Source organism: Myroides sp. TSA_177.3 (genome assembly GCF_052691955.1).
Map to the genome: position 1 here is coordinate 1 of NZ_JBQZGD010000039.1, position 11,745 is coordinate 11,745.

Annotated in this window: 13 protein-coding genes and 3 tRNA genes; 12 read left to right on the top strand and 4 right to left on the bottom strand. The window is 36.1% G+C overall.

What is annotated here, in order from left to right; all coding sequences use genetic code 11:
* The first annotated feature begins 403 nt into the window (after positions 1-403).
* On the top strand, positions 404-646 hold the full coding sequence (locus ACUTSE_RS17730) for a hypothetical protein (protein WP_002991757.1): 243 nt from the start codon (positions 404-406) through the stop codon (positions 644-646).
* A 360-nt stretch (positions 647-1,006) separates the two neighbouring features.
* Complete coding sequence (locus ACUTSE_RS17735; protein WP_115090065.1) at positions 1,007-1,255, top strand: hypothetical protein; 249 nt, start codon at positions 1,007-1,009, stop codon at positions 1,253-1,255.
* 785 nt (positions 1,256-2,040) lie between these two features.
* On the opposite strand, the gene ACUTSE_RS17740 is transcribed toward ACUTSE_RS17735, so the two are convergent.
* The 4 genes from ACUTSE_RS17740 to ACUTSE_RS17755 all read right to left on the bottom strand — a co-directional run bounded on the left by ACUTSE_RS17740 (position 2,041) and on the right by ACUTSE_RS17755 (position 5,789).
* On the bottom strand, positions 2,041-2,481 hold the full coding sequence (locus tag ACUTSE_RS17740) for an adenylyltransferase/cytidyltransferase family protein (protein WP_115090066.1): 441 nt from the start codon (positions 2,479-2,481) through the stop codon (positions 2,041-2,043).
* Between the two features lie 238 nt (positions 2,482-2,719).
* Positions 2,720-3,757: a COX15/CtaA family protein gene (locus ACUTSE_RS17745; RefSeq protein WP_172462222.1), complete on the bottom strand. Its 1,038-nt coding sequence runs from the start codon at positions 3,755-3,757 to the stop codon at positions 2,720-2,722.
* 4 nt (positions 3,758-3,761) lie between these two features.
* Positions 3,762-5,198 (bottom strand): CCA tRNA nucleotidyltransferase, encoded by a 1,437-nt coding sequence (locus tag ACUTSE_RS17750; protein WP_445641220.1) that lies wholly within the window; start codon positions 5,196-5,198, stop codon positions 3,762-3,764.
* Positions 5,199-5,216: 18 nt separating this feature from the next.
* A complete protein-coding gene (locus ACUTSE_RS17755) occupies positions 5,217-5,789 on the bottom strand; it encodes an L-threonylcarbamoyladenylate synthase (protein WP_002991765.1) in 573 nt (190 codons plus the stop codon).
* A gap of 188 nt (positions 5,790-5,977) precedes the next feature.
* Here ACUTSE_RS17755 and ACUTSE_RS17760 point away from each other — a divergent pair, with 188 nt between their 5' ends.
* The 10 genes from ACUTSE_RS17760 (at position 5,978) to ACUTSE_RS17805 (ending at position 11,688) form a co-directional block, all read left to right on the top strand.
* Positions 5,978-6,427, top strand: coding sequence for a PaaI family thioesterase (locus ACUTSE_RS17760; protein ID WP_002991767.1), 450 nt, complete (start codon positions 5,978-5,980; stop codon positions 6,425-6,427).
* Complete coding sequence (locus tag ACUTSE_RS17765; RefSeq protein WP_445641221.1) at positions 6,424-7,479, top strand: isochorismate synthase; 1,056 nt, start codon at positions 6,424-6,426, stop codon at positions 7,477-7,479. Before ACUTSE_RS17760 ends, ACUTSE_RS17765 begins: the two co-directional genes overlap by 4 nt.
* Positions 7,480-7,483: 4 nt before the next feature.
* Positions 7,484-8,200, top strand: a complete 717-nt coding sequence (bshB1, locus tag ACUTSE_RS17770) for a bacillithiol biosynthesis deacetylase BshB1 (RefSeq protein ID WP_002991771.1) — start codon at positions 7,484-7,486, stop codon at positions 8,198-8,200.
* A gap of 72 nt (positions 8,201-8,272) precedes the next feature.
* Positions 8,273-8,346, top strand: a tRNA-His gene (locus tag ACUTSE_RS17775).
* A gap of 89 nt (positions 8,347-8,435) precedes the next feature.
* Positions 8,436-8,509: transfer RNA gene (locus tag ACUTSE_RS17780), tRNA-His, on the top strand.
* 17 nt (positions 8,510-8,526) lie between these two features.
* A tRNA-His gene (locus ACUTSE_RS17785) sits at positions 8,527-8,600 on the top strand.
* An 867-nt stretch (positions 8,601-9,467) separates the two neighbouring features.
* On the top strand, positions 9,468-9,671 hold the full coding sequence (locus ACUTSE_RS17790) for a hypothetical protein (RefSeq protein WP_445641222.1): 204 nt from the start codon (positions 9,468-9,470) through the stop codon (positions 9,669-9,671).
* A gap of 18 nt (positions 9,672-9,689) precedes the next feature.
* Positions 9,690-10,391 carry a hypothetical protein gene (locus tag ACUTSE_RS17795; protein WP_445641223.1) on the top strand — a complete coding sequence of 234 codons (702 nt, stop codon included), beginning with the start codon at positions 9,690-9,692 and terminating at the stop codon, positions 10,389-10,391.
* A gap of 249 nt (positions 10,392-10,640) precedes the next feature.
* Positions 10,641-11,090, top strand: a complete 450-nt coding sequence (locus ACUTSE_RS17800; protein ID WP_445641224.1) for a hypothetical protein — start codon at positions 10,641-10,643, stop codon at positions 11,088-11,090.
* Positions 11,091-11,238: 148 nt separating this feature from the next.
* Positions 11,239-11,688 (top strand): hypothetical protein, encoded by a 450-nt coding sequence (locus ACUTSE_RS17805; protein ID WP_445641225.1) that lies wholly within the window; start codon positions 11,239-11,241, stop codon positions 11,686-11,688.
* Positions 11,689-11,745 lie beyond the last annotated feature (57 nt).

Below are 11,745 nucleotides of genomic sequence, written 5' to 3' on the forward strand. Positions count from 1 at the left end.
CCGCGCTCACACAATGCTGTGAGGGTGCTGTGTGGAGTAACAGATGCGATCCCTCCTTATCCACATTTTGTGCAGTATAAAAAACACTTATCCTTACAGGAGGAGAATTACAGGGAGAGGAAGTGTTGAATAATCCTATTTTGTCATATAACTACTTTGTTGTCAGGTTGTTATGTTTGTATTTTTATGTTTTTTTAATTAAAAAAGGGCTTTTCTTGCGTTTTTTTCTTACAAAGAATCAAAGTGTTAAAAAAAAAGTATTTTTTTAGGTGTAAAATGTAGCTTTTCGTTCTTTTTTTAGTGAATTATTTTGTGTTTTTGTTTTATTGTTGAAAATATTATTTATTTTTCGTGTAATTGTTGTTATATTTGCAAGGATATTAACTTTCTAAAACTAAAGAATATGATAGATTCAATTGTCTTGCATTTAGAAGCATTGAAACAGAATGATTTTTTTGAGGAGTTTTTAGTTTTATTAGAAAAAGAAAAAAAACAAGGAAGAAACTACCTCACTTTATCATCGATTCCAATTGCTTTACATTATCGTTTAATTCAGGAAAATTTTACCATTAAACGAATAGAGAAAACGATACGATACTTTCTTTTTTTTAAAAAGACAGTATACTCTTTTAAGGTAGAACAGTAGAACTTGGAGGAGAGCATCCAATAGGGCTAAAAACAACGCCAAAAGGTAGAGGAGTAAAGAGAAAAGTTACAGAAAAAGGAAGATGAAAGAATGAGAAATAAAAGAAGTGATTAAATAATTAAAAAGAAAGAATATGAAGTTAGCTTTATAATAAAACAATAAATAATCATAATGTTTTAATATACAGCAAAATTAAGTCGAAAGAATAGCAAAATAATGTTAGTTTTTTGTTAAAGTAAGATTTTGTTGGTTTCTTTGTGAAAATGCTCTAAAAGCCCGTTTTTATTGAGGAAAACTGTTGATTTTGTCAAATTATTTGATATATTTACAACATCTTACTAAAACAAAATTATTAATAAAATGTTAGAATCAGCATTTGAACAATTGAAATTGTCAGAATGTTCTGATGATTTTGAACAGTTTTTACTCTTACTGGAGAAAGAGAAGAAACAAGGACAGAATTATGTTGCTTTATCCACGTTACCCAAAGGGTTGCATTATCGCTTAATTCAAGAAGACTTTATTATTAAAAGAGAAGAACGTACGGTTAAACGTTTCTTGTTCTTCAAGAAGAGTGTGCTTTATTATGTGGTAAGACCCTCAATATAAAATTTGTTTTTGTTTACACCTGATAAATAAGGGAAAGATAAAATTCGAAGTATTCGAACAAAATTGAAGTTTCTTAAAATTTTATCACCGATCCTTACTATGAAGATCTTAATGAAATAAGATACATCGAATGATCTTGTACCGTATTTATCACAGCTGCTTCAGTATACTTTCCTGAAGCAGTTTTTTTTTTGATTTTAGGAGCTTTTTAGCTCCTCACAAAGCACAACTTTTTCTTTTTTAAAGGGTAAAAAAGAAACAAAAAACCCTTCAACTAACTCAAATAAAGGTCAAATTAGTTTTCAAGTCTGAAAATAAAAGAACTCGCTACGCTCAAACACCTTTTATTTTTACAACCTTTTCAAACATTTGACGCTCTTTATTTGACTTACGTTGGGGTTAAATTGTCTTTTGTAAATATGTTTTTGCCTTTTAAGTAAACTGGTTTTCTATTCTCTGCTATGAAAAAGTTTTGGGGTATGGGTACAGACTTATCTCATCATTATGGTTATGGGGATTAAGGTTATGGGTGATGCGGTATAGTCTGATTTCGTCTTCTTTAATCGATAAACCCTACGATTTCACAAAGCACAAACCTCACAAAGAGTAAAGTACAAACCTCACAAAGAGCAAACCTCACAAAAAAAACCACCCCTAAAAAGGAATGGCTATTTTTTTTTTGTGAATTTGTGAATTCGTTTTTTGTGAAAATCGTAAGATTTTTCTTTGAAAGAAGTTTACTCTTATAAAGTACAAACCTCACAAAGAGCAAAGCACAAACCTCACTATATGGCAATTACCTTACCATTTTCTTTTTCTGCTACTTCTTTGCGTAGCGAGCTACTAGAAAAACGGTGATCTCTCGAATTGAAATAGAATTCGATTCCTTTTTCTTCGCAGTATTTTCTACCTGTGAAGTTTTTCTCTGCATACTCATCACCAAGAATACGGACGTGAATATGGAACGCACGTAGAATATCTTCTAAATCTTGTTCCGTTGTATACGGTACAATCTCATCTACAAATTTGCAACCTTTCAATTGAATGTAGCGTTCAACTACAGTTTGAGTCGGTTTGTTCTTTTCTGGTCTGTCAATAGTCGGGTCAGTTTGTAGACCTACGATTAAATAATCACACTGGCGTTTTGCCTCTTCTAGCATTTTGATGTGACCTGCATGTAACAAGTCAAAAGAACTAAATGTGATACCAATTTTCGTTGTTGTCATAGCATTGGGGGTTAAAAGTTTAGGATTGTATGAAATGCGCGATGGTAAGATGCAATACAATACAAAGAAAACTTTTGATAGTTAGGCCAAATTTACAAGGTTTTTAACCTAAGTTCCAAATGATTTAAACTAATATTAGCTTTATTTTTAGTAAGAAAGGTGATATTGTAGATAAAAAAAGGCGTTTTCCTCATCTATAAAGAAAAACGCCTTTTTTTGTTTGATATTGTATCAGATACTAATCTAATGAACTTTTTCCGCTATAGTAGCATTTTCTTGCCTCTAGGAACAAGTAATATTGCACTCCAAAAAGAATAGAGGCAAGCACCAAGTGCGCCGTTTGAGAACCGAATGGGAAATGTGCGTATTGCATCAATACTCCTGTTAGAATCTCTAAAACAAGTAGAATAGCTACCCATTTCACTTTAGAGAAGCCCAAGTTCAACTGTCTGTTTAAGAAGAACAAGTAGAAGTTGAGTACAAACACTAAAATAGAGAAACTACGGTGAATGTAGAAATCGAGCGTAGGCGTATTTAACCACAAGTATTCGTTGGTGATTCCCGCTTTTACTTGCTCATCTACAAATTCGCGTACCTGTGTACCCAATACAACTTGTACCAACGTAAGTAATAAGGTAATTACTGTTAATACGCGGAAGGTAGCGTTGTATTTTTTAATTTCTGTTTTTGCTTTGGCTACTTTGATGATGTTGATTAACAAGGCTACAATAACAAGCGCCATCACCATGTGTACAGTAATCTTAAGCGGATTTAATACAGAAAATACGACGGTAGCACCAAGCCAAGCCTGGAATCCCATTAAGAATACCACCAACCAAGAAGCAAAGACTAATTTCTTTCTTGTTTTCCAATACCCAAACGAAGCAATGGCCAACGCCAAACAAGCCAATCCGGCTACAGCACCACATAAGCGGTTGATGTATTCCGTCCAGGTGTGTTGGGGGTTGAATTTTGCATAGTCGTGTTTGGTGTATTTCTCCCAATGTGCTTCATCGTAAAGAGAAGGAGTGGTGAAGGTATCTTTGGCTTTCCAAAGCGCTTCATCGTGAATAATCATTTGTCCCTTTTTGTATTCTCGATTAGGTTGCCAAGTTAATACTTCCTCATCCGTAGGAGGGATGTAGTAACCAAAGCACTTCGGCCAATCTGGACATCCCATTCCGGAACCAGTCATTCGAACTGCCGCCCCAGCAAAAATAACCAGGTACACCAATACCAAGGATAGTTTTGCCAATGGTAAAAAAGAGCTTTTCATCATATTATTTATTTACAATTGTTAGTCCCATTTTCGTTGCTTTTGCAAGCATAAAATCATAAGCCGCCTCATATTCATTCGGGATAACCCCCTCTAGAATAGCTTCTTTGATGGCTTCTTTTAATGTACCAATCTCTCGACAAGGTTGGAGGTTAAAGAGAGCCATGATTTCCTCTCCTGTAATAGGGGGTTGGAAGTTGCGCACGTGATCTCGTTCTTCCACTTCTACAATCTTCTGGCGTACCATCTGAAAGTTTTGGTGGTATTTTTTAAACTTATTTGGATTCTTCGTTGTAATATCTGCCTCACAAAGCGTCATCAAATCTTCTACGTGTTCACCCGCATCAAATACCAAACGGCGAACAGCAGAATCAGTTACTTCTTTTTGTGAAAGTACAATAGGGCGTGAACTCATCATCACCATTTTTTGTACAAATTTCATCTTCTGATTCAATGGCATATGCAAACGGGTAAAGATATTCTTTACCATCTTGCCACCTAAGAATTCATGGCCGTGAAAGGTCCAACCTTGTCGCTTAGAAAAACGCTTGGTCGGTGCTTTTCCGATGTCGTGCAATAAAGCAGCCCAGCGCAGCCATACATCGTCTGTATTGCGCGCAATATTATCTACGACCTCTAGGGTATGGTAGAAATTGTTTTTATGTGTATGGCCTTCTATTTCCTCTACTTGATTTAAAGCAATCAATTCTGGAAGAATAAGGTGGAGTAATCCTGTTTTGTACAGCAGTAAGAATCCCGTTGAAGGAACATCTGCCTGTAGTATTTTGTTAAGCTCATCGACTATGCGTTCTCCAGAGATAATCTCAAGGCGCTCACAGTTTTTAGTAATCGAGGCTAAAGAAGCTTCTTCAATCGTAAAATGGAGCTGTGTTGCAAATCGAATAGCACGCATCATGCGCAATGGATCATCAGAATAGGTTATATCCGGATCTAGCGGGGTGCGGATTATTTTGTTTTTAAGGTCCTCAACGCCGTTAAACGGATCAATGAGTTGACCGTAGTTTGCTGCACTTAGCGAAATCGCCAAGGCATTTATTGTAAAATCTCTTCGGTTTTGATCGTCCTCTAGTGTACCGTCCTCCACAACAGGCTTGCGACTGTCAAAGTGATAGGACTCTTTTCGGGCACCCACAAACTCAATGTCAATATCATCGTAGCGCAACATAGCCGTACCGTAGTTTTTAAAAACCTGTACTTTCGGATGATTTGGCAGTAAATTAGACACTTCTAAAGCTAAGGCAATACCGCTGCCTACAGCAACAATGTCAATGTCTTTTTTCGAATCTCTTTGCAGTAAAAAATCGCGTACAAAACCGCCAATTACATAAGCTTCTACCTGTAGGTTTGTTGCCGCCTGGGTAATAATCTCAAAAATGGGATGTTGTAGTGCTTCTTTATAGGTTGGGTGTTCTTGAGTCATAATGTCAAATGGCACAGACTATTTGCGTATAATCGTTACCTGTGCGTTTTCTTTTAATTTAATGATAGTTGAAGGTTTATTGGGCTTGGTTTCCTGCTGTTTGAGGTTTACCACATAATCCACTCCCTCAATAATGCGTAAATCGATGTCCATAAAATTCTGAGGCGAAGGATAGCCACTGATGTTTGCTGAAGTAGAAACAAGAGGGGTTTTCATGCGCTCAATCAAGTTATAGCAAAACGGATCTTTGACAATGCGTACGCCTAAGGATTGGTCTGCAGAAATAATCTCTGGTGCCACTAGTTTGGGATTGTCTAAAATTAAGGTTGTCGGTTTGTCGCTAAATTCGAGAATCTCCCAAGCCACTTCGGGAATATTGTGAAAAACGCGATGCAACAAGCGATCACCGTTGACTAATACAATCATGCTTTTGCTTTCTGCACGTTGTTTTAGTTGATATATTTTTTTAATGGCTTCACTATTGGTCGCATCACAGCCGATCCCCCAAATGGTATCTGTTGGATACAAAATTATACCGCCATTTTTAATTACTTCAAAAGCTTTATGAACTTCTTTTTGGATATCTTCCATTGCCGTTTCCTTACAATAAAATTGGTTCTTTATTTTAAGGGCTTAAAAATACTAAAAAAATGGCATACACGGGAGCCTTGGAGCAGAAGAAATGCAATGGCACTTTCAAATAAGAAAGAATTATAATATTTTTAAGGGAAGTCCATCTTTTTTGGCTTACTTTTAAGACGCCTAAAATTAGTTATATTATGCATGTGAAAAGAAGAAAGGACTTTAATAAAGAAGAGGTATTAGCAATGTATGCGAAGGTGTGTAAGAACACGCTGATGGAGACATTGCAAATTGAATATATTGATGCAGGTCCTGAATTTTTAGTGGCAAAAATGCCCGTAAATGAACGTGTACATCAACCAGCGGGTTTACTTCATGGTGGTGCGATGGTTGCACTAGCCGAAAGTTTGGGGAGTGGCGCTTCTTTGATGCTCATTGATCCAACGCAACAAGAAATAAGAGGAATTGAGATATCAGCCAATCACGTGCGAAGTAAAAGAGCGGGATTTGTAACTGGAACCGCGCGATTAATACACCGTGGACGTACCTTACACTTATGGGAGATACGAATTACAGATGAAAATGACGTCTTGTTGTCGGTGTGTAAAATCACCAATATTGTAATTGATAAAAACAAGGGAGAATGAGATTATACGAGACATGGACCCAACAGATAGCAGAAGATAAACCTTTTGTACTCTATAAAAAACCAGGTCAACCCCATGTAATCGGCTTGTTTCAACACGATACCACCCTGCACCAAGTCAACCCTTTTACAACATCCGGATTTATAGTAGCGCCTTTTTACGAAGGCATTCGCTTTTATATACCCCTGGCTCATGCTACTAGAATAGAAGAGGAGGTTGCGGAGCAACCCTTTGAATCTGCTGCTTTTGAGCTAGATTATGAAGCGCAACCAGCAAAGGCTAATTTTGAAGATTTGGTAACGCGCTGTGTTGCTGCTATCAAAGACGAGAAATTTAGCAAGGTAGTGCCTGCAAGAAAAGAGGAAGTCGCTTTGGAGATCAACGATATTCAGCCGTTGTTTACCAAGTTGCTGATGGCGTATCCAGAAGCGTTTTGCTATGTGGTGTATCATCCTGAAATCGGATTGTGGATGGGGGCGACTCCTGAAACTTTAGTGGAGCTGAAAGGACAAACCTTACATACGATGGCTTTGGCCGGTACACAGGTCAATCACGGCAAAGAGGAGGTACGTTGGGGAGAAAAGGAACAAGAGGAACAGCGCTATGTAACGGAGTTTATTGTAGACAAACTACAACCGTTGAGTACGCGTATTCAAGTGTCAGATCCCTTTACTAAACGAGCGGCTAAAGTAATGCACATTTGTACGAACATAGAAGCAGAGCTGAAAGAAGTAAATGTGCAGACCGTTGTAGAGGCTTTACATCCAACGCCAGCCGTTTGCGGCATGCCGAAAGAGGTGAGTCGTGACTTCTTGTTAAAAGAAGAAGGCTATGCGCGTAAATACTATGCGGGATACCTTGGCGAATTGAATAGCCCTACAGCAACAGGTGAATTACACAGTCAGTTATTCGTCAACCTGAGATGCATGGAAATAGAGAAAGATCACGTTAATTTATATATTGGGTGTGGAGTAACGGAAGACAGTGATCCGACGAGTGAGTTTGTTGAAACCGTTAACAAGTCCACCACAATGAAAAAAGTTTTATTTTAAGCAGATGAAAGTAGATATATTAGCCTTTGGAGCTCACCCAGATGATGTAGAATTGGGATGTGGAGCCACATTAGCAAAAGAAATTCACGGAGGAAAGAAAGTTGGAATTATCGACTTAACCCGTGGGGAATTAGGAACAAGAGGAAGTGCGGAAATTCGCGCGCAAGAAGCCGCTGCAGCTGCTCAGATTTTAGGTGTGTCTGCACGTGAGAATCTAGGTTTTCGCGATGGTTTTTTTGTAAATGACGAAGCCCATCAGCTAGAAGTCATTAAAATGATTCGCAAGTACAAACCAGAAATCGTACTGTGTAATGCAATCGACGATCGCCATATTGACCACAGCAAAGGAAGTAAATTAGTTTCTGATGCTTGTTTTTTAGCGGGATTGAGACGTATTGAAACCACAGTAAATGGGGTAGAGCAAGAAGCTTGGCGTCCAAAATTGGTGTATCATTACATCCAATGGAAAAATATTGAACCTGATTTTGTCGTGGATGTAACTGGATTCATCGATCAGAAAGTACAAGCTGTTTTGGCGTATGGCACGCAATTTTACGATGCAAACTCCAAAGAACCCTCAACGCCAATTACTTCCAAAAATTTCTTGGATAGTATCGTGTATCGCGCACAAGACCTAGGTCGCTTGATAAATAAAGAACATGCGGAAGGATTTACAGTAGAAAGATATTTGGCAGTCAATCGTTTAGATGATTTGGTATAAAATTTTTAAAAAAATGCTTGCAACGTAAGGAAATATGGCTACCTTTGCAAGCGTCAAAATAAGACAAATACGGTGGTTATAGCTCAGCTGGTTAGAGCGTCGGATTGTGGTTCCGAAGGTCGTGGGTTCGAAACCCATTAATCACCCAAAAAAAATACATGTAGCGGTTGATGCTCGCATCGTCCATACAAACAAAAAAGGTGAATGTGTTAAGACACCTCCAAAAAAATACACGGTGGCTATAGCTCAGCTGGTTAGAGCGTCGGATTGTGGTTCCGAAGGTCGTGGGTTCGAAACCCATTAGTCACCCAAAAAAAATAAACACGGTGGTTATAGCTCAGCTGGTTAGAGCGTCGGATTGTGGTTCCGAAGGTCGTGGGTTCGAAACCCATTAATCACCCGAAAAGAGAGAATGAGTTTTCATTCTCTCTTTTTTTTTGTGAGAAGGTGAGGTGATGAGGGGGTGAGGTTTACTCACCATCTCTCTTGTTGCGAGAGGCTTTGTTGTAAATCGTCTTTAATCGATAAACGCTACAACTTTACAAAAAACAAAAAAGCAATACTCTAATCAGTTGCTCCGCTCTGTATGTCCCCCTGACGAAGGAAGGGTCGCATCCCGCGCTCACGCTAGGTGGTGAGGTTTGTGCTTTGTGAGGTTTGTTTTTTGTGAGGTTTGTTTTTTGTGAGGTTTGCTCTTTGTGAGGTTTGCTCTTTGTGAGGTTTGCTCTTTGTGAGGTTTGCTCTTTGTGAGGTTTGCTCTTTGTGAGGTTTGCTCTTTGTGAGGTTTGCTCTTTGTGAGGTTTGTGCTTTGTGAAATCGTGGGTTTGATCGATTAAAGAGAATAAAAAGAGAACACCCATACCTCATAACCCATACCTCATAACCCATACCTCATAACCCATACCTCATAACCCATACCTCATAACCCATACCTCATAACCCATACCTCATAACCCACACCCCTTATAAAACGTTTCATTAAAATTAGAAGGATACTATTTTCCTTTGAAAAAATGTTTTGTTTTTTTATGTTAAAATAAATAACTATATTGAAAAAAATCAAAAATATAAGTCATAAAAAAAGGTGTTGTTATGTGCACAACCTGTATTTTCATCAGTAGCTTATACAAGATGTTGGAACTTTTAGAAGTACTATGAAATTTGATTCGTCTGAAGCACTTGTATCTTGGGATGATGCTTGGATGGAAAAGAAGTCTCCGCAAGTGGCAAATGAATAGAAGGAGATGGTTAAAACACAATCAAAAAATTGAGGTATAATGCTAAGAATGTCATTTTAGTTAGCTCAGTGGATGATCAGGATGTGATTGAAAATGTTAAAAATACTTCTACTGGAAAATTCAAAGTAAATGGCAATTTATTAATGAGAGACAAAGAAGCAAATAACTATAATGGAGGTTGTTTTAAGGACGCGAATTCCAAATACTATAGTTTACTCACGTCTATTAATTAACCCACTAAATATTTAAAAATGAAATTAGTTACTATAATCTTACTTTCTCTTATGTTTTGCTCATTTGGCAAACAACAAAACAAAAAAGAAGTTTATATTTCATCCAATTTACCTAAAATTGAAAAGTTAGATAAAGAAGACTATGAAAAATTTATGGAGACCATGAGTTTTAATGAATATGGAGCATTGAAATACTGGGATGATGCTTTATTGGAAAAAGCGTACCCACAAGGGACAGAGGAGTATAACGAAATAATTAAAAAAATTGTAAGTGAATTAGGATACAAAACGGATAATATTATTTTAGTCAGCGCTACGGGAGATGAGTATGTCATTGACAATACAGAGATAAAAGATATAAAAGGAAATCAATATACATTGTCAGAAATAGAGCATGCAAACGGTTTTTTTACCATCACCTCTTTAGCATGTGGTCATTGTTTAGTAAGTTTTAAAAGTTTAAATGAATTAACCAACTATGATAAAAAAATAGCTTTTGTAGATAAGTTGGAAGAATTGGAAAAATATAAAACAGGTTATAGAAATCAGAAATTTGGATTTTTAAACGATGACTGGATTATATTCGATTATAATGATCCTTTACTTAATGAATTCCTTGAAAAAAATAATATCAAATATAAAAAGGGGTATTTTCCATATTACTTTGTAAGAGAAAATAATAAAACTACAAAAGAAGCTTTTAAGCTTGAAGACCTTTAATAGTAGAGCATTTATAAAACACGACTGAATTAAAAAGAGAGTATCTGAGTGAGGTGTGTTTTTTGTGAGGTTTGTGCTTTGTGAAGTTTGTGAAATCGGGGGTTTTATCGATTAAAGATGAAATCAGAGACACTATACTCATAGCCGCATCCCTCTTAACCAAAACCCTTAACCCATACCTCACAACCATAACCCCTTAATCCACAACCCATAACCCATAACCCATAACCCTCATCACCCATAACCATAATGATGGATTTTAAAAAGATATTTTTTACTATGTTTTGTATTGTTTGTTTATCATGCGGTAGCCAAAAAGACGTTATTCCGTATTATTCTGAGGTTTTGTCTAAAAATGTTAGAATAATTAGTATAGATAAAAAAAGAAAATATTATAATGTTAAAGGAGTTGACGAATTAGGAGATACTTTAGTTTTAATCACTAAGAATGATAAGGTGTATTCAAGATCAAGTACAAATGAACGAAGCCTTTATAAGTTAGAGATTGATCGTTTTTATAAATTAGATATGATTGAATTGAACCCTATCGGCAGAGTGGGGGAATTTGGAAAAGCTAGCATTATAGTGCATAATGACACACTGTGGAAAGGTGTGATTCGCGATAGTAAGGATTATAGCAATAAGTATTATAGGGTCTTAGATGTTTATTATAAAAGTTCTGATAATAAGTCGAAATAATGCTTAATATAATTGTAAGATTAATGTAGAGAACTATGTTCATTTGAAACCCCAACTTTCCAAAACAGATCAAAGAGGTTTGTTAGTGGAGAATGAATAGTTATGGAAGACTAAAATTAATTAATAATAAATCTAAAGTTAATTACTGATGTTAGAGAGTTTAGAACAAAAAAAACGTCGTCTTTATGGGGGAAAATATCTAAAAGAATATACAGATATTATTAAGAGAATAACTACATTAAATGAAAATGAGATTAGAATTTTATCTATTATAGAAACGGATAGTATAATTGAAAAAGGAAAGATGTTACAATTACAGTCTTCAATTAGAGTTTTTTTCAATGCTAAAGAAGAATTAAAAAAATATATTTTAGAAAAATTAGATACAGATGATAGGATATATTTATGTACCTTTTTTTCAGTAGATTGTGGGGTATTGCTAATAGATTCTTTAGAGTTTTTTAATTTCCATTTTAATTTTGAAGATGATCCATCAGGTATTATCACATTGATGAATTCAAATTTAAAACATAAAGTTTTACTTGATTTTTATGAAGAAAATGGTCTGAAGTATATTGAAATAGAGTATTATGCTTAAGTGTAATTAAAAAACCAATCGCGCGGATTTAACTTCGTTCAATTCGGCTAAAGCCTC